The sequence below is a fragment of the Pseudomonas sp. D3-10 genome, from assembly GCF_051132175.1.
Lineage (GTDB): Bacteria > Pseudomonadota > Gammaproteobacteria > Pseudomonadales > Pseudomonadaceae > Aquipseudomonas.
This window is the reverse complement of sequence record NZ_CP071668.1, coordinates 1,000,617-1,020,478: the sequence shown is the minus strand read 5'-3', so window position 1 is coordinate 1,020,478 and position 19,862 is coordinate 1,000,617. Positions and strand designations below refer to the sequence as shown.

Annotated in this window: 18 protein-coding genes; 6 read left to right on the top strand and 12 right to left on the bottom strand. The window is 59.7% G+C overall.

Features of this window, described 5'->3' with window-relative positions:
• The first annotated feature begins 261 nt into the window (after window positions 1–261).
• The gene (locus J3P90_RS04405; protein ID WP_003205410.1) at window positions 262–522 is read left to right on the top strand and encodes a YebG family protein; all 261 of its coding nucleotides are present in this window, start codon (window positions 262–264) and stop codon (window positions 520–522) included.
• 76 nt (window positions 523–598) lie between these two features.
• Here J3P90_RS04405 and J3P90_RS04400 read toward each other — a convergent pair whose 3' ends face one another.
• Entirely contained in the window at window positions 599–1,618 is a 1,020-nt protein-coding gene (locus J3P90_RS04400; protein ID WP_434560579.1) for a Glu/Leu/Phe/Val dehydrogenase dimerization domain-containing protein, read from the bottom strand.
• 185 nt (window positions 1,619–1,803) lie between these two features.
• Here J3P90_RS04400 and J3P90_RS04395 point away from each other — a divergent pair, with 185 nt between their 5' ends.
• Complete coding sequence (locus J3P90_RS04395) at window positions 1,804–2,607, top strand: SirB1 family protein (RefSeq protein WP_434648914.1); 804 nt, start codon at window positions 1,804–1,806, stop codon at window positions 2,605–2,607.
• 131 nt (window positions 2,608–2,738) lie between these two features.
• Here J3P90_RS04395 and maiA read toward each other — a convergent pair whose 3' ends face one another.
• The 3 genes from maiA to hmgA are packed head-to-tail and all read right to left on the bottom strand — an operon-like array spanning window position 2,739 to window position 5,999.
• Window positions 2,739–3,377 carry a maleylacetoacetate isomerase gene (gene maiA / locus J3P90_RS04390; protein WP_434560583.1) on the bottom strand — a complete coding sequence of 213 codons (639 nt, stop codon included), beginning with the start codon at window positions 3,375–3,377 and terminating at the stop codon, window positions 2,739–2,741.
• Between the two features lie 9 nt (window positions 3,378–3,386).
• Window positions 3,387–4,691, bottom strand: a complete 1,305-nt coding sequence (gene fahA, locus J3P90_RS04385) for a fumarylacetoacetase (RefSeq protein WP_434675872.1) — start codon at window positions 4,689–4,691, stop codon at window positions 3,387–3,389.
• Window positions 4,692–4,694: 3 nt separating this feature from the next.
• Window positions 4,695–5,999, bottom strand: coding sequence for a homogentisate 1,2-dioxygenase (gene hmgA / locus J3P90_RS04380; RefSeq protein WP_434675871.1), 1,305 nt, complete (start codon window positions 5,997–5,999; stop codon window positions 4,695–4,697).
• A gap of 151 nt (window positions 6,000–6,150) precedes the next feature.
• Here hmgA and J3P90_RS04375 point away from each other — a divergent pair, with 151 nt between their 5' ends.
• Window positions 6,151–6,972: an IclR family transcriptional regulator gene (locus J3P90_RS04375; protein ID WP_434675870.1), complete on the top strand. Its 822-nt coding sequence runs from the start codon at window positions 6,151–6,153 to the stop codon at window positions 6,970–6,972.
• On the opposite strand, the gene J3P90_RS04370 is transcribed toward J3P90_RS04375, so the two are convergent.
• The 4 genes from J3P90_RS04370 to J3P90_RS04355 form a co-directional block, all read right to left on the bottom strand.
• Window positions 6,937–7,638, bottom strand: coding sequence for a hypothetical protein (locus tag J3P90_RS04370; RefSeq protein ID WP_434607717.1), 702 nt, complete (start codon window positions 7,636–7,638; stop codon window positions 6,937–6,939). The genes J3P90_RS04375 and J3P90_RS04370 overlap by 36 nt on opposite strands.
• Window positions 7,639–7,812: 174 nt before the next feature.
• A complete protein-coding gene (locus tag J3P90_RS04365; RefSeq protein WP_434675869.1) occupies window positions 7,813–10,365 on the bottom strand; it encodes a LuxR C-terminal-related transcriptional regulator in 2,553 nt (850 codons plus the stop codon).
• Between the two features lie 145 nt (window positions 10,366–10,510).
• Window positions 10,511–11,878, bottom strand: coding sequence for a DUF1329 domain-containing protein (locus tag J3P90_RS04360; protein WP_434675868.1), 1,368 nt, complete (start codon window positions 11,876–11,878; stop codon window positions 10,511–10,513).
• Between the two features lie 22 nt (window positions 11,879–11,900).
• A complete protein-coding gene (locus J3P90_RS04355; protein WP_434675867.1) occupies window positions 11,901–13,694 on the bottom strand; it encodes a DUF1302 domain-containing protein in 1,794 nt (597 codons plus the stop codon).
• Between the two features lie 743 nt (window positions 13,695–14,437).
• Here J3P90_RS04355 and J3P90_RS04350 point away from each other — a divergent pair.
• Entirely contained in the window at window positions 14,438–15,202 is a 765-nt protein-coding gene (locus J3P90_RS04350; RefSeq protein ID WP_434560595.1) for an N-acetylmuramoyl-L-alanine amidase, read from the top strand.
• 42 nt (window positions 15,203–15,244) lie between these two features.
• On the opposite strand, the gene J3P90_RS04345 is transcribed toward J3P90_RS04350, so the two are convergent.
• The 4 genes from J3P90_RS04345 to J3P90_RS04330 all read right to left on the bottom strand — a co-directional run bounded on the left by J3P90_RS04345 (window position 15,245) and on the right by J3P90_RS04330 (window position 18,579).
• On the bottom strand, window positions 15,245–16,156 hold the full coding sequence (locus tag J3P90_RS04345; protein WP_420765484.1) for an SDR family oxidoreductase: 912 nt from the start codon (window positions 16,154–16,156) through the stop codon (window positions 15,245–15,247).
• Window positions 16,157–16,303: 147 nt separating this feature from the next.
• On the bottom strand, window positions 16,304–17,206 hold the full coding sequence (locus J3P90_RS04340; protein ID WP_434607723.1) for an alpha/beta fold hydrolase: 903 nt from the start codon (window positions 17,204–17,206) through the stop codon (window positions 16,304–16,306).
• Entirely contained in the window at window positions 17,206–17,988 is a 783-nt protein-coding gene (locus tag J3P90_RS04335) for a class II aldolase/adducin family protein (protein ID WP_434607725.1), read from the bottom strand. Before J3P90_RS04335 ends, J3P90_RS04340 begins: the two co-directional genes overlap by 1 nt.
• Before the next feature lie 132 nt (window positions 17,989–18,120).
• Entirely contained in the window at window positions 18,121–18,579 is a 459-nt protein-coding gene (locus tag J3P90_RS04330; RefSeq protein ID WP_434675866.1) for a flavodoxin, read from the bottom strand.
• 154 nt (window positions 18,580–18,733) lie between these two features.
• Here J3P90_RS04330 and J3P90_RS04325 point away from each other — a divergent pair, with 154 nt between their 5' ends.
• Together J3P90_RS04325 and J3P90_RS04320 are read left to right on the top strand one after the other, a co-directional pair.
• Window positions 18,734–19,207, top strand: coding sequence for a PAS domain-containing protein (locus J3P90_RS04325; protein ID WP_434560601.1), 474 nt, complete (start codon window positions 18,734–18,736; stop codon window positions 19,205–19,207).
• 49 nt (window positions 19,208–19,256) lie between these two features.
• Entirely contained in the window at window positions 19,257–19,862 is a 606-nt protein-coding gene (locus J3P90_RS04320; protein WP_420765489.1) for a hypothetical protein, read from the top strand.

The window sequence follows — 19,862 nt, the reverse complement described above, 5'->3', positions numbered from 1 at the left end:
ATGATGCGGGATGGACGTGACGGTTTTCTGCATGCAGAAAAAAGGCCATTGTCAGAGATGAGATGGCGATGGGCTGGTATTCGACACGTGCCGACCTGAATCGGCCACGCCGAGCACCAACATGGCGTGCGCGACAAGTCTGGAAACCGGTCTACATTAAAAAGCCACTACCCAAAGGGAAAGGATTCGCTTATTCTTTGCCCTGTATATAAATACAGTAGTCACACAGACAAACCAATGTGAAGGCATGTGAGGTGGTGAATGGCCGTCGAAGTGGTATACCGCAGCAGCCGAGATCTGGAGCGCTTGTTCATGGATAAAGCCGAAGCTGACCGTCATGACAAAATGCTGGAGCTCGCCGAATTGCTGGCCGAGGTGTTGCAAAAAGCCGTTCCATCGCTGAGCGAGCAACAGGTGGAGGAAGCAGGAATCTACATGGCGAAGAATCGCGATGTATTCGCCAAGGCATTCAAGAGCCAGCCGGACGCCCTGTCCGAATTGCTCAATCCGTCGGACGAATGAACCAACAGATCGCAGCCTTCGGCAGCGCGTGCATTAGATATTCCATGCACACGCTGTCGAAGGCTGCGATCTTTTTTTATCGGTACAACAAACGCTCCGCCAATTCGTCGGCCACTCGGGCCGGCGAGCGTTTTTCCGCCTGGGCGTGGGCGTAGACTTCCGTGAGCCGCGCACCGATCTTCGACAGGTGCGCGGTGATGGTTGGCAATTCTTCACCGCGGTGCTTCAGGGCGACGTAGATCAGGCCGCCTGAGTTGATGACGTAGTCCGGGGCATAAAGGATCCCGCGCCTTTCCAGCTGATCAGCGACTTGCAGATTGCTCAATTGATTATGAGCCGAGCCCGCCACCGCCGAGCAGCGCAGTTGCGCCACGCTGTGGCTGTTCAACACGCCGCCGAGACCGCACGGCGCCAGGATGTCGCAAGGGGTACTGAGCAAGGCATCGTTGGCAATGGGATGGGCGCCCAATTGTTCCATTGCCAATTGGACCTTGCCGGGATCGATGTCGCTGACCAGCAATTCCGCGCCCGCTGCGTGCAGTTGTTCGGCCAGGGCATAACCGACATTGCCCAGGCCCTGGATGGCAACCCGCAGGCTCTCCAGGTTATCGCTGCCCAGGCGGGCCATGGCCGTGGCACGGATGCCGGCGAAAACGCCCATCGCCGCGTGGGGCGCCGGGTCTCCCGCGGCGGTGGTGCTAGTGACATGACGGGTCTGCTGGGCAATACAATCCATGTCGGCCACGGACGTGCCGCTGTCGATGGCGGTGATGTAGCGTCCGTCCAACTGCTCGATGCAGCGCCCGAAGGCTTCGAACAGTGCGGCCCGGCTGTCGACATGCGCCGGACGCATGATGACCGCCACTCCCCCACCCACCGGCAAACCAGCCAAGGCGGCTTTATAGCTCATGCCTTGGGCCAGGCGCACCGCATCCGCCACGGCACTTTCGTCGTCGGGGTAGGAAAGATAACGACAGCCACCCAGGGCAGGCCCCGGACGGCTGCAATGAATGGCAATCACCGCCTTCAACCCGGTTGCCGGGTCTACGCTCAAGTGCAGCGATTCAAGGCGGGAGCTTTGCATGAGAGCAAACATCGACAGGCTCCCGAATCACTTTTGTCTGTTTCGCCAGTATAGGCGCGCGGTCGAAATTTGCTGGAGCACGCCGGAATAAGCCCAAGTGTCGCGCAGCTTTTTAGGCATAACCTGTTACTGCGTATTTGCGAGACTGGACGAAAAGCCACGGCAGAGCTAAAACGAGGCATAGTCCGGAGACTGTGATGAAGCCGCGCCAAGCCTTTTTTGACTGTCTGCACCGTTCCCCACCGGCGTTGTTCGAAGCCGCGCTATGGATTGCCGCCGAACACGATCGAGAGGTGGACGTACCGGCGTTGCTGCAGGTGTTTCAGGAGCTGCAACGGCACGTCAGCCATGGCCTGCCCATGCTGCCGCCCAGCGAACTGGGCCAACCGTTGCTTCGACGCCTCAATGACCTGGGTTTCGCACAGGACGACTCCGCCCCGCTACGCCCTCGCGCGGCGTTGCTGGACAAGGTCCTGGCGCGCAAGCACGGCCAGCCGCTAGCCCTGGGCCTGATAGCCTTGGAACTGGCTCGCGGCTTGGAAATCCCGCTGGCGGGCGTCAACTTTCCCGGCCACTTCCTGTTGCGGGTGCCCGGCGCCGATCATCTGCTCGACCCATGCGGTGGACGTCGGTTGTACCCCAACGACTGCCGGGAATTACTGCAACGCCAATATGGCCCGAACCTGCAGCTCAAGGCTGAACATCTGGTCAATGCCCAGCCGATGCAAATGCTGCAACGGTTGTCGCGCAACCTGCGGCAATTGCATCTGGCCAATGATGATTACATTGCGGCACTGATCGACGCCGAACGCGTCTTGGAAATGGGCAACGCCAACGCCGCCGACTACCTGGCGCGCGCCAGCCTCTATCAACGGCTCGACTGCCCCAACGCCGAACGTTTTGACCTTGAGCATGCCTTGATGCTCAGTGAAGATCCAATTCAACGGCTGCGCTTGACCGAGCGACTGGGGCATCTGCCGCCCAATTCGATTGTGCATTGAACGGGCTTTTTGAATCTTGATGATTGTTGTATCGCCATCGCCATCGCCAGCTCCAACGAAGGGCTTGGGTCTGGCGCACCCTGTGTGGCAGCGAGCTTGCTCGCGACGGCGATAGGCCGCCTTATGCCAAATCAGGCAGGGGTATCGGGCTGGTTCGCCGGATGCGCCCGCTTAAAGGCCTCATGCCCAGCCGCCAACGCCGCGATACGGCGGATCCGCGGGTAGGCTTGCAATGAAACATTGAACCGCTCGGCGGCGTACAGCTGCGGGATCAGGTACACATCCGCCACGCCAGGCAATTCGCCGAAACAGTAGCCGTTGTCACCAATCAATTGCTCCACCGCCGTCAGCCCCTGGCTGATCCAGTCCGCGATCCACTCAGTCACCTGCGTTTCATCGTGTCCCCATTTGCGCAGCTTGTTGAGCACGCTGACGTTGTGCAGGGGATGGATATCGCAACCGATCAGCGCCGCGACGCCACGTTCATGGGCGCGGGTCGCAAGGTCGCCGCTGAACAGCGGCACCTGTGGATAACGTTCCTCCAGATATTCGATGATGGCCGGCGATTGCACCAGCAGCGCCCCCTCATCGGTGCGCAGCGCCGGTACCCGCCCCTGTGGATTGATTGCCAGGTACGCCGGCTGGCGATGCTCGCCCCCCGGCGCGGCGATCAGGTTGACGGGCAGGGCCTGGTAATCCAGGCCCTTGAGCGCCAAGGCAATACGCACCCGGTAGGACGAAGTGGAACGGTAATACGTATAGAGCTCCATTCCCATGCCTCACCGTGCCGACAGGATCTTGCCGCGGCACTCGCCGAAGCCGATGGACGCGACGCCCTCGCGGCTGCAACGGGCGCGCAGGATGATTTCATCGCCATCTTCCAGGAACTTGCGGACTTCGCCAGATGCCAGTTCGATCGGCTTCTTCCCGCCCTCGGTGATTTCCAGCAGGCTGCCAAACTGACCGCTTTGCGGTCCCGACAGCGTACCCGAGCCAAACAGATCGCCCGCTTGCAACTGGCAGCCGTTGACGCTGTGGTGCGCAACCATTTGCGCCACCGTCCAGTACATGTATTGGGTGTTGCTCAGGGTCAGTCGATGAGCCGGCAGGTTCTGCTCACGCATGGCTTCGGTCAGCAGCAGCACTTCCAACTCGATGTCAAATGCCCCTTCAGCCTGGTCACGTTTGTCCAGCAAGTACGGCAACGGTTGCGGATCGCCCTCGGGACGCGTTGGCTGCGGACGGCGGAACGGTTCGAGGGCTTCGGCGGTCACGACCCATGGCGAGACACTGGTCAGGAAGCTCTTCGACAGGAACGGCCCCAGTGGCTGGTATTCCCAGGCCTGGATATCCCGGGCCGACCAATCGTTGAGCAGGCAGAAACCGGCAATGTGCTCGGCCGCGTCGCCGATGGCGATCGGCTCGCCAAGGGCGTTGCCTTTGCCGATCCAGATCCCCAGTTCCAGCTCGTAGTCCAACCGCGCGCAGGGGCCGAACGTTGGCTCGGCCTGCCCAGCCGGCAAGGTCTGGCCCTTCGGGCGGCGTACATCGGTGCCCGACGGCCGGACCGTCGAGGCACGTCCGTGGTAACCGATGGGAACGTATTTGTAGTTAGGCAGCAGCGGATTGTCCGGGCGGAATAGCTTGCCGACATTTTGCGCGTGCTCAATGCCGACGTAGAAATCCGTGTAGTCGTTGATTTTCGCCGGCAGGTGCATCTGGCAGTTCGCTGCCAGTGGCAGCAGCTTTTCACCCTGGGCCACGATCTCGTCCCGCCGAGGGCTGCCCTCGCGCAGCAACTCCAGCAACTGTTCACGCAAGGCAACGCGGGCGCCACGGCCGAGGTCGAAGAACGCATTCAACTGGCCGTCTTCCATCGCCCGGATGGCTTCGCCCGCAGCGCCGTCGAACAGGCCTGCTTGCAGCGCCGCCTGCAAGTCGAAAATCCGATCGCCGATGGCAACGCCGCTGCGCGGGGATTTGCCAGCCGGACTGAAAATACCCAGCGGCAGGTTCTGCAAGGGAAAGTCGGCATGGCCGTTGGCGGAGTCGACCCAGCTACGGGTGGATGAAACTTGAGTCATGGATTATCTCCGGGTCGGGTCAAAGGTGACCGGCAACGAGGCCCAGCAGGCATCGTAGTCCGTTTGCAATTGTGGGCAGTCCAAGGCGAAACGGCTCGGGCGCAGCACTTGGCTGGTCTCGAACATGAACGCCATGGTGTTGTCGATTTTTGCCGGTTTGAGTTCGGCATTGATGGCCTTGGTGCAAGTTTCGCCGTCGGGACCATGGGCGCTCATGCAGCTGTGCAGCGACGCGCCTCCCGGCAGGAAACCTTCAGCCTTGGCATCGTAGGCGCCCTGGATCAGCCCCATGAATTCATTCATCAGATTGCGGTGGAACCAAGGTGGACGGAAGGTATTCTCGGCCACCATCCAGCGCGGCGGGAAAATCACGAAATCGAGATTTGCCAAGCCATGGACGCTGGTGGGCGACGTCAGCACGGTAAAAATCGACGGGTCCGGATGGTCGAAGCTGACCGTGCCGATAGTGTTGAAACGGCGTAGATCATATTTATATGGCACGTTGTTGCCATGCCAGGCCACCACGTCCAACGGCGAATGGTCCAGTTCGCAGGTCCACAGCTCCCCGAGAAATTTCTGGATCAACGTAGTGGGTTGGGCGAGATTTTCGTATTGAGCGACCGGCGACAGGAAATCCCTCGGGTTAGCCAGGCCATTGCTGCCGATGGGCCCCAGGTCCGGCAGGCGCAACGGCGCACCATGGTTTTCGGCGATATAACCGCGAGCCTGGGCGTCGAGCAATTCGATGCGGAATTTCAAGCCACGGGGCAATACGGCGATTTCCAAGGGCGCCAGTTCCAGCACGCCCAACTCGGTGGCAATCCGCAACCGCCCTGATTGCGGCACGACCAGCCATTCGCCGTCGGCATTGAAGAAAACCCGCTCCATGGAACGGTTGGCCCGGTAGTGATAAATACTGATGCCAGCCGGTTTGTCCGCGCCAGCGTTGGCGGCCATGCGCACCAGGCCGTCGATGAAATCGGTCGGTTCGCCGGGAATTTCGAGGGGGCTCCAGCGCAGGCGATTCGGCGTGACCTCGCCCAGCGGGCCGCCGGCCATCTGATGTTCCAACCTGGTAAAGGCCGGATGGTTGGCCGATGGCCGGATGCGGTACATCCAGGTTCGCCGCGCTTCGCTGCGGGCCATGGTGAAGGCGGTACCGGAAAACAATTCGGCATACAGCCCGTACGGCGCTTTTTGCGGCGAGTTCTGGCCAACCGGCAAGGCGCCAGGCAGCGCTTCGCTGGAAAATTCGTTACCGAAGCCAGACTGATAAAGCACGTCCGACGGCGTGGAATCGAGGTTCATGGAGCCTCCTGAGATGCGGCCCGTCACTCAATGAAAAACTTGAGGCGTACCGGGTTGTTTTTATCGTAATCAAATTACGCACAACGTAATTTGCTCGGCGACGACCGTCAAGCTATAAAGACGCCCATTCGCCCTACGGACCCGAACCTCCATGGAAAACCCGCCCGGCAACGGTAAACAGAAAGTCCGCTCCGCTGAGGTCGGCACCGATATCCTCAAGGCCTTGGCCGAGCTGTCGCCGTCCACGTCGCTGTCGCGCCTGGCCGAACACGTGCAAATGCCCGCCAGCAAGGTCCATCGTTATCTTCAGGCGTTGATCGCCAGCGGATTTGCCGAACAGAACACAGCCACCAATCACTACGGCCTGGGTCGCGAGGCCTTGCGCGTGGGCTTGGCGGCGTTGAATGGCATGGATGTATTGCAGGTGGCAGCCCTGCCCTTGGCCGAGTTGCGCGATGACTTGAACGAAACCTGTTTCCTGGCGGTATGGGGTAACCACGGTGCAACGGTGGTGCGGATCGAGCCCGCCGTGCGGGCCGTGACCGTGGTGACGCAACTGGGCTCGGTACTCCCTTTGCTCAGCTCATCCACCGGGCTGGTTTTCAGCGCCTATCTGCCGGAGCGCGAGACCATCGAGTTGCGCGACCAGGAAGTACGCGCCACCCACGGCCATGTCCTGGCCGACGAGCAGGCCTATGCAACGCTGTGCGAACACATCCGCAATCGTGGCCTGCATCATGTGCATGGTTTGCTGATGCCCGGAGTGGATGCGTTGTCCGCACCCGTGTTCAACGCCATGGGCGACGTCGCGGCGGTGATCACGATTGTCGGCCCGACATCGCTGTTCCACGCCGATGAGAACGGCCCGGCGGCGCAGCGCCTGTTGGCGGCGACCCGGGCCGTGAGCTGGCGCATGGGCTACGAGGGCGCCCCGGGATCAGCCCAGCAAGTGCGGCACGATCCGGATCAGTAGGTCGTTGAGGTGGCCAGTGGTCAGCTGCGGATGAGCGTGCCTGGCTTCCCCGCTGAAGGCCACCGTGTACACGGCCTGATGGTCGCCCTTGGCATGAAAGGGAATATTGTCATCATCGAAGTGAGCCAAGAGATAGTCCGCCAACTTCTGCGATGAGGTTATCACCCGGCCGCCAAGACCGTCGGGCGCAAAACCGGTGACATAGGTTTCATTCAGGTCGATGCCTGGCAGGTGGTCCTTCAGGATCGACTCAAGGTCCGCAACGGCGAGTGACTTCAGGCCAGGCCGGGATAGATCCATCGAGGGACCGTCAGTCAGGCTGGAGACGATATCGATGACGATCCTCTCAAAACCGATCACGTCCAATCCCTTGATCCGATCCTCAGCGGCGAAAGAATAACGCTTGCTGAAGACTTCACTAACACCTTGGGTGTAGTGAGGGGCAAGTTGTTTTTCAACGCAAGCCAGCGCTTCATCAAACAAGGTGACGGAAGAAACCACCTCGGCGCCAGAAACATCAGTCAGCGTGTTCAAATAATTGTTGTGGGGATTGACTTCCAGCCCTTCCAGGGCCTCTCCCAATAACACCTGCACAGCGAAGTCCACTCGCGTTTTCTTGAGGGCGACGAGCCTTTGCGAATGTGAAGCAAACAATGGAGCGTACATAAAACTTCCTTGTTCTGTATCGAATCAAACTTCCCGTTCGATTCTTGAATTGACGACACTCGTTACGGTGCCGGGGCAGCTGAACTTCAGTCGAACCAACTTCAGCCCGGAACTTATGCACCAACACGCTTCGACCTTTCCCCGATGATATGTAAGCGGGCGTAAGTTGTTTATTTAACTCATCATGCCCAAGACCTTGGCTTTGGCGACAGCTTGTGTACGTCGTTGCACGCCCAACTTGCTGTGGATGCGACGCGAATGGGTTTTTACTGTGTGCAATGAGATGAACAGTTGTTCGGCGATCTGTTGGTTAGAATAACCCTGTGCAATCAACTCGAGCACTTCCAACTCACGGTGGCTGAGCACGGTTTCCTCGGGCACCGTGGGTGGCGGTTCGAGTTGTTCACCGGATTGGGCGGCGCGCACCAGATCCGGTTGACGCAGGCACAGCTCGCGCAAGGCTTGTTGCGCCCGCCAGCAGGCAACCCGCTCAAGCCCTTCTTGCATGAGAGCACGCGCCTGGGAGTGATCGGCCGACAGCCAGACGACTTCCGCCAATACCAGTACCAGTTCGGTCTCCAACCCATGCATTTCGCAACGTTGCGCCTGGGCGATCATTTCCCGGAGCCGAGCCTGCGGATCCTGCGCCCGGTGCAGATAGACTTCGGTCAGCACCAGCAAGTATTCGAGGCGCGGAATCAACTCCAGGGTCGCTGGCGGCGCGTGCTTGGCCTGCGGTCCGCGAAAATGCCGCAACACTCGGGTCAAGACTTCATGGGCCAGTTCCGGGCGCCCCTGCTGCAGCCAGAATTGACAGCTGACTTGCAGCAGTACACCACGGTATACCGTCTCGGGGATGTGCCGCTGTTGCATGATCCGTTCGGCGTCGCGAAGCTGCATGAAGGCTTCGCCATAGTTGCCCTGGTTGGCGGCCAGGCTTGCCTTGCCGAGAAAGCCATAGAGCACTTGCTTGTCCTGGCTGCGCAAGCCGGCTTCGAGCCCTGCCTGAAAATGCTCGCCAGCCTGCTCCTCAAGCCCCATGCGCAACGCCAGGCGTCCCCGCCGCAAGGCGATACGTCCCAGCAACGCAGAGAAATCCTGCCCTGGTTTATCGAGCAACGCCTGAACAGCGCCCAACAAGTGGTCGGCCCGGTGAGGCGCGCCGCGCTGCTCCAGGATTTGCGCGTGGTCCAACTCCAATAGCCCTTCGAACACCAGCGAGCCCCCGGCGCGCGCGACACATAGCGCCTGGCGATTGATCGCCTGCGCCAGCGCCAATTCACCTTGAAGCAGCGCCTGTTGTGTCTGGCCAATCAGGCACAGCACCTTGAGGGCCCAAGCCTCCGGGTCCAGGCCGGCCTGGGCCTGGAAAAAATGTTCGCGCGCCTGTTCGCCGTCTCCGCGCAAGTGCAACAACCAACCACGCAAGACCTGCCAGCGGGCAATCAGCTCTCGCTGCTGACAAGCCAGCGGTTGGGGCAGGAACCTGGTCAGCTGTTCGATACAGCCTTCAGCCTGGTCGAAGCGTCCGGCGAAGAGCAAGGCGGTCGTGATCACCCCGACCGATTGCGCGGTTCCGAGCGACAGCGCTTCGCCCTGCTGATCATGCAGGGCTAGCAGCAATTGGGCATTGCTGCCTTGCAGGACATGTTCGAAATGCAAGTGTTGCAGGAGACTGACGGCGGTCTCGAATTCCCCGGCTTGCATGGCCTGTTCGAATGCCATCGGCCAGTCCTGCTCGGCCGCAAACCACTGGCAGGCTCGTCGATGCCAGGAGCGGCCTTGTGGCCAGGGCTCCTCACGCACCAATCGCGCCAGGGGCGGGAAAATCCGCAGCCAATCCGATGACTGCTCCCAGGGTTCGATAAAGCATCCCAGGTCCAGCAGCAACGGAAGGCATTCGGCGCCCACCGTATCGCCGAAAAGATGGGCGCAAAGCTGCCCGTTGAAGCGCGGCAGGTGCGCCAGCACGCGCCAGGCCTGGGCCAACTCCGGGGTCAACGTACCGAACAGTTCGTATTCAAGGTAATCCAGCAAAGTGCCGGGCCGCCCCGGCGTTGCGTGCCGGCGTGCCCATTCACAGCGTTCGAGCAAAGTGATGCGCACGCCGGCACACCAGCCGCCGCTACGCTGTATCACTTCCCGGGCCGTGCGCGCTGCCAGCGGGCCGGGCAGATGCGCCAGCAGTTGCTGGATATCGTCGCAAGAAAACGCAAGGGCCGGGGCGTCGACTTCATACAATTCGTCATCGAGCAACAAGCGTGGCCAGTTGCAATGGGGACGACGGCGTCCATTCAACCACAGGTGCAATGCCGGGCTGCTGGTGCTCAACAAACGGTCAAGCAACAGGTCCAGCTCAGGATTGGGCGTGCGGCAATAATCGTCCAGGAACAGCCACGTCGGGATTTGTAAACGCGCCAGATGAGCCAACAGGCTCGCCTCATCCGTCACCGGCAGCCCGAGGGCTTGCGCCAGGCATTCGCACAGTTGCGCGGCGTCCATCACCGCGCCCGCCAAGGGTAGCCAATGCAAGCGGCACCCCGTGGGCGCTTGCAGGAAACACTCGGCGAACAATGCGCTCTTGCCACTTCCCGCCGGTGCGCAAAGCAGTTTTACCCGCGCCTCGGAAGCCAACAGGGGCTCGCTCAACGACCTGCGCGGCACGTGTGTCGAAGACAGGCGAGGCAGCAGCCCTGGACGGTCCGGACACGGGGTCATGGCGGTCATTGCGAGGTCCCTTTTATTGTTGTTCCTTCACCCTAGACCGGTGTCGACCACCTTAGGAGAAGTATTCAGCGCGCTGATTGGCGGCCATAAAAAAAAGACCGGCAACTCGGTTGCCGGTCTTCCTTTCGCTGTCCCGCCAGTAGGCTTACCGGACCCCACTCGAACGCAACGCCGCCGGGGTATAGTCAGCCGCCCGGGCCTCGAACCCATATACGTAGGCGTGTTTCTCTTCGTTCTTCATGCCCAGCGCGATGTAGCGGCCGGCGATGATGTCGTAGAGCGCCTCGAGGGTGTAACCCGGGTTCTGATGGTCGTAGTAGAACTGGGCATGCCCCTCTGCCACGCGCCACAACTGGCCGCGACCGTCGTAATGGTCCACCAGCGCCGCTTGCCAGCTGTCCTCGTCGATGTACATGTGACGCTTGGCGTAGATATGCCGCTCGCTGGGCTTGACCGTCCCGACCACTTCCCACACCCGGTGCAATTCGTAGCGGGTCAGGTCCTGGTTGATGTGGCCGGCCTTGATCACGTCATCGTATTTGAGGCTTGGCGAATCGAGCTTGTAGCTGTTGTACGGGATGTACATTTCCTTCTTGCCGATCAGCTTCCAGTCGTAGCGGTCCGGCGCGCCGGAGAACAGGTCGAAGTTGTCGGAGGTACGCAAGCCGTCGGCGGCCGTCCCCGGGCCGTCATAGGCCACCTGCGGGGCACGTCGCACCCGGCGCTGGCCGGCGTTGTAGATCCACGCCAGGCGCGGTTCCTTCACCTGGTCGAGCGTCTCGTGTACCAGCAGCACGTTACCGGCCAGGCGCGCCGGCGCCGTGACCTCCTGCTTGAAGTAGGTCAACACGTTGCTGGCTTTTTCCGGGTCGGCGTCCTTGATCAGGAACGGCACGGCGATCTCTTCTTCGAAGCGGATCGGCGTGAAGCTGCCATTGGTCTGTGGCGTGGCCTGGGTGATGACGCGCCGCAGGTTACCGCCGTGGTACCGGGTGATGTGGTTCCACAGCACTTCCACGCCGTTTTTCGGGATCGGAAACGCGTAATACCGGTTGCCGGTGAAGTTGGCCAGGCCGTTGCCGTCGTTGATGGCGTTCACATTGAGCGCGCTGCGCTTGGCCGCCTCATAGATCTCCGGCGGCAGGCCGACACTGCGATGTGTCGGGTAGACCGGGATCTTGTAGGTTTCCGGGTAGCGCTTGAACAGCGCGACCTGGCCGTCGGACAGCTTGTCCTTGTATTTGTCCACGGTCGCGGCGGTGATGGTGAACAGTGGTTTTTCATTGCCGAACGGATCGGCCAGGAAGCCTTTGCTGTCCACGGCGCCAGCGTTTTTCGGAATGCCGCCGGTCCAGGCCGGGATCGAGCCGTCAGCGTTGCCGGCCTTTTCCGCGCCCAGAGGCGTAAGGCTGGTGCCCAGCTTGTTCGCTTCCTCCGGCGAGACCGCCGCCATCACGTTCACGGCCAGCAGGCTCAGGGCCAGGGCACCGCATTGCAGGATCGTCTTGCGCATTGGGTTTTCCTTGTCAGCCAGATCAGAAGTTCACGCCGAAGCTCAGCGCGAGGAAGTCGCGGTCTTCGAGAACGTTGTAATCGCCGCCGAAGAAGTCGGTGTAGCTCAGACTGGCGGTGTAGGTATTGCGGTAATCGGCATCGACGCCGACGCTGACGGCCTTGGCGCCTTCGTTGAACAGGCCGTTGGGCCCATAGCCGGCCACATCGTGGGACCAGGACACGTTGGGCTTGAAGTTGACCCCGCCGATGACGTTGGAGTAGTCGAGAATCGCCCGAGCGCGGTAGCCCCAGGACGTCGACGTGACGAATCCATCGGTGTCACCGTTGAAGCCGTACTGGCCATAGACCGAGTCGCGGCCGTAACGCAGCTCGTCTTTCGACTCGAGACCACCGACATGCACGACCGCCGCCTCGCCTACCACGGTCAGGCGATCGGCGCCCAATACCTGGTCGAAGAAGTGGGTCAGGGTGCTCTGGAGCTGGGTGACTTCCTTGCGGCGGTAGCCGGTGTTGTCGGCGCCCGGCGAGGTGGCGATGGGGGACGCGGCGCCACCGGCGATCGGGTTCACCAAGGCGAGCGTCAGGTCATTGGTGTTGACCTGCACCGGTGCATTGGGGCGATAGCTGATCTCGCCGGTCCACGCAGTGCCTGTCGGCAGCGTGGTGGAGAAGCTCGCGCCGTACAGGCGGATGTCTTCAGGGTATTCAAGATAATACCCACCGCGACCCAGCATTACGCTTTGTGCCAGTCCCGCGCCGCTGCCCGGAGCAATCCCCTCGGCTATCGCAATCATGCCGGGCAGCGCGGACAACGTGGACAGTCCGGCCGTAGTGGTGCCCACGGTAGGCGTACGACTGTGGTAATTCATGAAATACAGGCCGTACTCGGTGTCATCGCCGAGCCAGCGCAACGCCGTCCCCCACTGGCCGGAATCCCGCGCATCGCGGTCACCGCCGCGGGGAATCACAACCCCTTCGCTGGTCACGCGGATGCCCTGGCCAAATGCCTCGGTCAGCGGTACGAACGGCGCAATCGCCGGGCTGCCTACGGTGTAACCAGTGGTGCATCCATCCGCCACCACATCGTTGCCGAAGAACGTACCGCAGTTATCGACGACCGTCTGGTCCCACTCTATCTGGTAGAAACCTTCGACAGTGAGCTTGTCCGTCAAGCCCTGGGAAGCAAACAGCATGTTCACCGGGATCAAGCCTTCCTTGATCTCCGCGCCCGGACGACGGAACGCAGACACGTCCACCGGGTTGATGCTGTTGATGGAGTTACCGATGAAGGTACTTTCACCCCAACTGACCACCTGCCTGCCGGCGCGCACGGTGCCGGGCAAATCGGCGATGGAATAGTTGTGATAGACAAAGGCATCGAGAATCTGCGCGCCCGATGACTTGGCGCCTTCTTTGCGATTGCTGTCGCTGATGTCCTTGAACTCCCGGTTTTCGTCCTTGAGTTCGAAGTCGTACCAGTACTTGCCGCGCACGAACACACCGGTGTCGCCGTACTTGAGTTCCAGGTCGTGCAAGCCCTTGAAGATTTTCGAGAAGGTCTCGCCTTTCTTGAAGTTAAGTCGCCCATCGTCACCGGTGGAGGATTGCCCCCTCCCCCCGTTGACCGTACCGACCAGATCCTTGTCGGCATCGCGCATGCCCCAGCTCGCGCCGACGGACAGAGAGGAGTCGAACTGCCCCTCGATCTCGCCAATGTTGAAAGAAACGGCCTGCGCCTGGGCACAGCAACCCAAGGCCACCGCGACGGCCAGCGCCTGCGGCTTGAAGATGGCGCGCATTGTTATTGTTGTCATGCGTCTTCCCCGGTGAGTGACAGAGCCTTCACCCTACTGCCGCCGGCATTGGGCGATAAGCGCACCAAGGGGGTATTCGCGCTGTACCCCAAAAGGATTACTGCCCGTGCGGGAACGGCTTATGCGGCAAGCATGAACGGACTGGATGATGGGTCATCAATGCCGCGCATGACCAACATGGTGCTCGCAACTGTTGCGCCCACTGCAACAGTGCATGTCCGTAACCGGACTGTTTCCTACAGCCTGCGCCTACTATGCTGGCCGGGCTTGCAGGACAACGGGCCCGCAAGCACAAGTCGCCTGGCGTCCCCCGCGCCTGACGCACCGTCATTCGGATGGATTGCGCATCAATCCATCGTCCCCGTGTACAACTGACGTTGATTTGTAGCTCCTTTCCAACGTCATGCTTAGGCCGCTGCTTTTGCAGCGGCCTTTTTTATTTGTAGGTTATTTTTCTCGATAAAAACTTCTCGATTCCTACAACACCTAGGTAATCCCTCAGCTGCCGAGTTTATTTAATTAGCCATTATCAATTTCGCGACGGGACCGCCAGGAATAGCTATTTTCGGCCATTCAAATTCTTCCTACCTATCTAACTCTCACTGCCATTAAAAAATCCTCAACCACCTAGCGCCAGTTCCTACAACAAACCGAGAACCCAACTACGCGCACATAAAAATTTCACTGTTACGCTGAAGTCAATCGCAGCACTTCGCTTCGATTTTCATCAGTGGATTATTGATATGCAGATAAACAATACAAGTTATCGCTCTAGAAAAGGTTTTAATAGCCGCATTCGCTTTCTGGTCTTCCATTACACAGCCGGCAACTTCGCCTCTTCCATCACCGCACTGACCGGTCCTTCGGTCAGTGCTCATTACCTTATCCCCGACTTTGCCGACCCCACTTACTTGAAGGCTGGCTTTAAAGAGCCACAGATCTTCAACCTTGTAGACGAAAACCAGCGGGCCTGGCATGCCGGTGTGAGCAGTTGGGGCAACCGCAGCAATTTGAATGACACTTCGATTGGCGTTGAAATTGTCAACCTGGCCACCGACAACCAAGGCCAATTTACCTTTCCGCCCTATAAGGCCCAGCAAATCGAGGCCATCGAGTATTTGGCATCCGACATTCTCAAGCGATATCCGGACATCAGCCCGGTCAACGTGGTGGCGCATTCGGACATCGCTGCGGGGCGAAAAAGCGACCCGGGCCCGATGTTTCCTTGGCGCGCGCTGTATCTCAAGGGAATTGGGGCTTGGTTTGACGATTGCACCCAGAAAACTTACATGCAGGCATACCAAACCCAGGGAATCCCGCTTCGCGAACAATTGCTGGGATTATTCAGGAGGTATGGCTATGACACGTCGGCGGCCACCACAACCGTAGGCTTTCAACGACTCGTACGCGCCTTCCAACTGCACTTCCGCCCGGCCAAGTATGACGGTGTGATGGACATCGAGACCGCCGCGAATCTGGCTGCCCTGGTGAAGAAATACTTCCCCTGAATCGGTCACCGCTGCTGACGGCAACCGGTCCGGGCGATGGGTTTAAACGGCGTAACGCTGCAGGTTAGCCATCATCTCTTTCAAGGCTTCGAGGTTGTCATTCGGGTGAACAGCATCCTGGAAGTCACAGATCTGCTGCCAGTGGGCGGCGACGTCTTGCGGCGAGAAACCTTCGCGCGGGTCGAACCCCGCGCCGAGGCTGCGCTCCCAGCGCACCTTGCCCATCCAGCCGCCGCCCACTTCGAACAATCCGGAGGTTTCCTGGCAGGCTTCACTGGCCAGGTACACCACCAGTGGGCTGACCAGTTCAGGCTTGAGTTGCTCGAACACTTGCGGCGGGATCAGGCCTTCGGTCATGCGGGTGCCGCCGGTGGGAGCGATGGCATTGACCAGGATATTGTTCTTGCGACCTTCGATGGCCAGGGTGCGAGTCAGGCCATAGAGACCAAGCTTGGCCATGCCGTAATTGGACTGGCCAAAGTTGCCGTAGATGCCGGACGTGGAAGCCGTGAAGATTACCCGGCCATAATTCTGCTCGCGCAAATGCGGCCAGGCCGCACGAGTAACTTTGTAAGCGCCTTCGACATGAACGCGATACACCAGGTCCCAATCGGCATCGTCCATTTTGTGAAAAGTCTTGTCTCGCAGGATACCGGCGTTGTTGACGACAACATCAACCCTGCCGAACACGTCGAGGGCATTCTGTACTAGCTTGTCGCCATCGGTAACCGAATCGTGATTGGCTTCGGCAACGCCGCCGGCTTCGCGAATTTCACTGACCACCCGATCCGCCGCCGAAGCGTTGGCTCCCTCCCCCTGCGCCGAACCGCCAAGATCGTTGACCAGCACTTTTGCGCCATGCCTGGCGAACAACAGCGCATGGGCGCGACCCAGGCCGCCACCGGCTCCGGTGACGATCACGACTTTATCTTCGAAGCGCACAGAATCATTCATGGGCAGAACTCCAACAGGCCGATAGGACATTGCCACGAGTCTCCTGTACAAGCCGACCAGTCACAATCAACAAGGGAGAAAGTGAATAGCAGCCGATAAGGTGCAGGGATGATGCCCCGGTTGCGCTACGTCGCCCTGAGGCAAGCGTCAGGAACACGCCAGTTGCCGGGAAGGCGCAGCGATGGCTTCACGAAACGCGAGGTAATGCTTGAGCACCTGTACAGGCGCCTCGGTGTGGGGGTAGTGACCAATATCGGGCAACAACACTGTGTCGGGGTTGGGAACCAGGGCTTGGTAGCGCGCCACCATATGCGCGCCGGAAATGGGATCGAACGCCCCATCGATCACCCGCATGGGCACCTCGCCGCGCTGCATCGCCTTGACCCAGCGATCACGCTGCACGCGCCGCTCCGGGATATAGGCAATGAGTTTGTGCATGATCCGTGGCCCGCGATGGGTTTCGACCAGGCTCCAGTAATCATCCAGTTCACTCTCGGTGGGAGCAGTCCAAGGGCCGAAGATCCGTCGGAAACTCTTGACCAGGCCATCCCTGGAAAACGCCCGGCCGATCAGCCAACCCAGAGGGCTGAGCAACAGTTTTTGCATCAGCACCGGACGATGGGTTTCCGGAAATAAACCGCCATTGAGAAAGGTGCAACTGGCGACATTGGCGCGTGCCTCGCCATGCCGGGCGATGAGCTCCTGCGCCACACTGTCGCCGTAGTCATGGGCCAGTATATGGATCGCTTGCGTCACATTCAGGTGGGCCAGCAGTGCCTGTTGCAGATCGGCCTGTTCGAGCAGGCTGTAGACATGGTCCACTGGCTTGGCGGAGTCACCAAAACCGAGCATGTCGCAGGCAATCACCCGATAACGTTGTGCCAGCGGCTGCCAAAGGTAGTGCCAATCCCAGCTTGCGGTAGGGAACCCGTGGATTAGCAGCAATGGCTCGCCGTGCCCCGCAGTCCAGTAACGGATAGCGTGGCCACGAAACATGAACGTCTGGCCGCGCTGGCGCCAGATACGCAAGGGGATCTGGACCATGGGCATCAGCTCTTATAACTCGGATCTTGCAGGTCGAGTTTGCGCAGGAGCGCCGGCCAGGCCAACGCGCCTCCCATGCCCTGGGCGCTCTTGGTCACGCCGGCCACCATCGCACGGGCACCGGCCAGCACCTGCGGCTCGATGGCAATCAGCTCGGCGCCGCCGGTCTGGGCAAGGACCTGGATTTCGCAGGCTCGCTGGAAAATGAACATCATCAGGAACGTATCGGCAATCGTCCCGCCGCAGGTCAGCAGGCCATGGTTGTGCAACATCAGGAAATTGTTCTCACCGAGGTCAGCTTGCAGGCGGACTTTTTCCTCAGGATTCAAAGCCACCCCTTCATAAGGGTGGTACGCCAGGCTCGACAGTACGAACAACGACTGCTGGCTGATCGGGAGCACTCCTTGCTTCTGCGCCGACACCGCGACGCCGGCGGCGGTGTGGGTGTGCAGCACACACGCCACGTCGTGCCGCACCTCGTGAATCGCGCTGTGGATGGTATAGCCCGCGGGGTTGATCTCGTAGGGGCTGTCCATTAGCTTGTTGCCAGCCTGATCGATCTTGACCAGGTTCGAGGCGGTGATTTCCTGGAACATCAAGCCGTACGGATTGATCAGAAACTCTTCCGTGCCAGGCACCTTCGCAGAGACATGGGTGAAGATCAGGTCGTCCCAGCCATGCAGCGCGATCAGCCGATAACAGGCCGCAAGATCGACTCGGGTTTGCCATTCGGCTGCACTGACCTGATCCTTGATGCTGGCTGCCGATTGAAGGGACGCTACGCTCACGGCTATGACCTCTCTCTGGCTTCTTGTTATAAGAAAACGTCCACTTCTTCGTGAACAAGAAAACCAGTCTAGTCAGCTCCAGCGAGGGCGGTAGTTGCATTGGCAGCCAGCTTACTGGCCGAGCGGGTCACATCAGGCCGGCTTCAATTTGCCGATCAACTCCTTCAGCCAGGGTTCGGCATCCGACTCAGGCGTAACGCTTTCACTGGCATCCAAGCGCAACATAGGCAGTACTTGCTGCACGTCCAGCTCGGCGAACAATTCACACATCTGCTCGCCGCCGCCGCAGAACGTGTCGCCATAACTGGCATCACCCAGGCCGATGACAGCGCCAGGCAAGCCGCGGAACGATGCGGGCAGCTGGTCGCGAATCATTGAGTACAGCGGCATCAGGTTGTCCGGCAGCTCACCCATGCCCGTTGTCGACGTTACGGCTAGCAACGCTTGTGGTCCGAAGGACAGGATATCCGCCAAGGTTGCCCGCGGATTAAGGAAGGTTTCGAAATCGGCATCACGCAACATTGTTTCGGCGTGGCGGGCAACTTCTTCGGCCGTGCCGTATACGGAGCCGGAAAGAATCGCGACTTTCATCAATCTGATCCTGAAGCTGAATAGAAGACCGGAATAGTAACAGGCTGCGGGTAAAAGCTGCGATTGACTCTCAACACCAGATAATGGCAAATAGACATCGCTCGACGTTCTTTTTTATAAAGCGTTTATTCGGCTGCTCAACAGGGAAGGTTTCATGATCAACGCTCATCTGATGCAATTGGTGATCAACGCTTCGAACGACGGGATCGTCATCGCCGAGAAGGAAGGCGAAGACAACATACTGATCTACGTGAACCCTGCATTCGAGCGGCTGACTGGCTATAGCAGTGACGAAATCCTCTACCAGGACTGCCGTTTTTTGCAGTCGGGTGATCGCGACCAGCCTTCCCTCGAATTCATTCGCACGACGTTGAAGCAAGGCGGCTCCTGCCGGCAGATCCTGCGCAACTACCGTAAGGACGGCACACCGTTCTGGAACGAGTTGTCGCTGTCCACGGTGAAAAACGAGGCTGACGGCCACACCTATTTCGTCGGTGTGCAAAAAGACGTAACGGCCCAAGTGAAGGCTCAACAGCGCATTACCCAACTGGAAGCGGAGTTGGCTGAAGCCCGGGAAACCGTCGCGCGCCTCCATGCGACGAATGGCGAAAACAAAACCGCGAATTAGCGGTCAGTCACTACAATCACCGGTGAAAGTAATTTTTTTCGAGCACCTTATGCAGCGCGACGCCCTTCTCACCCAGGATGAGCTGGATTTCATCCGGACCATGCAGCACAACCCGCAGTTGAACGAGCGGGATGTCACGTCGAGCTTGCTGGTAAACGGTGGGTCGCAGATCCGTGATCTGCTGACACGCCTGGCGGCGAATGAACAGGTCACGCTGCAGGCCAATTTCGAAAATCAACAGATGACCTTTCCGTTACAACTGGTCGAAGATGAATTCCACGCGATGCACCTTCGCCTGGGTGTGCCGAGCATCTATGAAGAGGGGCCGAAGGTGCGCCCGTGGCGCTTGACGCTCGATGAACCGGTCGCCCTGGAGAACGCCAAGGGCCAGCCAGGGCCCTTATGGGTGCACGAGGTCTCTTGCAAAGGCGTATTGCTGGAAATACGCAATCGCACCAAGCCGCCCAAGCAATTCGCCCTGTGGTTCAGCCCGTCTGGCTATGAAAGGATTTCTCTTCGCGGGACTTTCGAACGGGAAACAGAGCAAGGCATGTATGCCTATCACCTGGCCCAGCATGACCAGGACGAAACCGAGCGCCTGCGCCAATACATCCTGCAACAGCACCGCCTGACCCATCCGGCGATGCACTTCTAA

What these genes read in the sequence shown, in the direction of transcription:
- J3P90_RS04405 (WP_003205410.1), top strand. Translation starts at nt 262, where the DNA reads ATGGCCGTCGAAGTGGTATACCGCAGCAGCCGAGATCTGGAGCGCTTG.
- J3P90_RS04400 (WP_434560579.1), bottom strand. Translation starts at nt 1,618, where the DNA reads ATGTTTGCTCTCATGCAAAGCTCCCGCCTTGAATCGCTGCACTTGAGC.
- J3P90_RS04395 (WP_434648914.1), top strand. Translation starts at nt 1,804, where the DNA reads ATGAAGCCGCGCCAAGCCTTTTTTGACTGTCTGCACCGTTCCCCACCG.
- maiA (WP_434560583.1), bottom strand. Translation starts at nt 3,377, where the DNA reads ATGGAGCTCTATACGTATTACCGTTCCACTTCGTCCTACCGGGTGCGT.
- fahA (WP_434675872.1), bottom strand. Translation starts at nt 4,691, where the DNA reads ATGACTCAAGTTTCATCCACCCGTAGCTGGGTCGACTCCGCCAACGGC.
- hmgA (WP_434675871.1), bottom strand. Translation starts at nt 5,999, where the DNA reads ATGAACCTCGATTCCACGCCGTCGGACGTGCTTTATCAGTCTGGCTTC.
- J3P90_RS04375 (WP_434675870.1), top strand. Translation starts at nt 6,151, where the DNA reads ATGGAAAACCCGCCCGGCAACGGTAAACAGAAAGTCCGCTCCGCTGAG.
- J3P90_RS04370 (WP_434607717.1), bottom strand. Translation starts at nt 7,638, where the DNA reads ATGTACGCTCCATTGTTTGCTTCACATTCGCAAAGGCTCGTCGCCCTC.
- J3P90_RS04365 (WP_434675869.1), bottom strand. Translation starts at nt 10,365, where the DNA reads ATGACCGCCATGACCCCGTGTCCGGACCGTCCAGGGCTGCTGCCTCGC.
- J3P90_RS04360 (WP_434675868.1), bottom strand. Translation starts at nt 11,878, where the DNA reads ATGCGCAAGACGATCCTGCAATGCGGTGCCCTGGCCCTGAGCCTGCTG.
- J3P90_RS04355 (WP_434675867.1), bottom strand. Translation starts at nt 13,694, where the DNA reads ATGACAACAATAACAATGCGCGCCATCTTCAAGCCGCAGGCGCTGGCC.
- J3P90_RS04350 (WP_434560595.1), top strand. Translation starts at nt 14,438, where the DNA reads ATGCAGATAAACAATACAAGTTATCGCTCTAGAAAAGGTTTTAATAGC.
- J3P90_RS04345 (WP_420765484.1), bottom strand. Translation starts at nt 16,156, where the DNA reads ATGAATGATTCTGTGCGCTTCGAAGATAAAGTCGTGATCGTCACCGGA.
- J3P90_RS04340 (WP_434607723.1), bottom strand. Translation starts at nt 17,206, where the DNA reads ATGCCCATGGTCCAGATCCCCTTGCGTATCTGGCGCCAGCGCGGCCAG.
- J3P90_RS04330 (WP_434675866.1), bottom strand. Translation starts at nt 18,579, where the DNA reads ATGAAAGTCGCGATTCTTTCCGGCTCCGTATACGGCACGGCCGAAGAA.
- J3P90_RS04325 (WP_434560601.1), top strand. Translation starts at nt 18,734, where the DNA reads ATGATCAACGCTCATCTGATGCAATTGGTGATCAACGCTTCGAACGAC.
- J3P90_RS04320 (WP_420765489.1), top strand. Translation starts at nt 19,257, where the DNA reads ATGCAGCGCGACGCCCTTCTCACCCAGGATGAGCTGGATTTCATCCGG.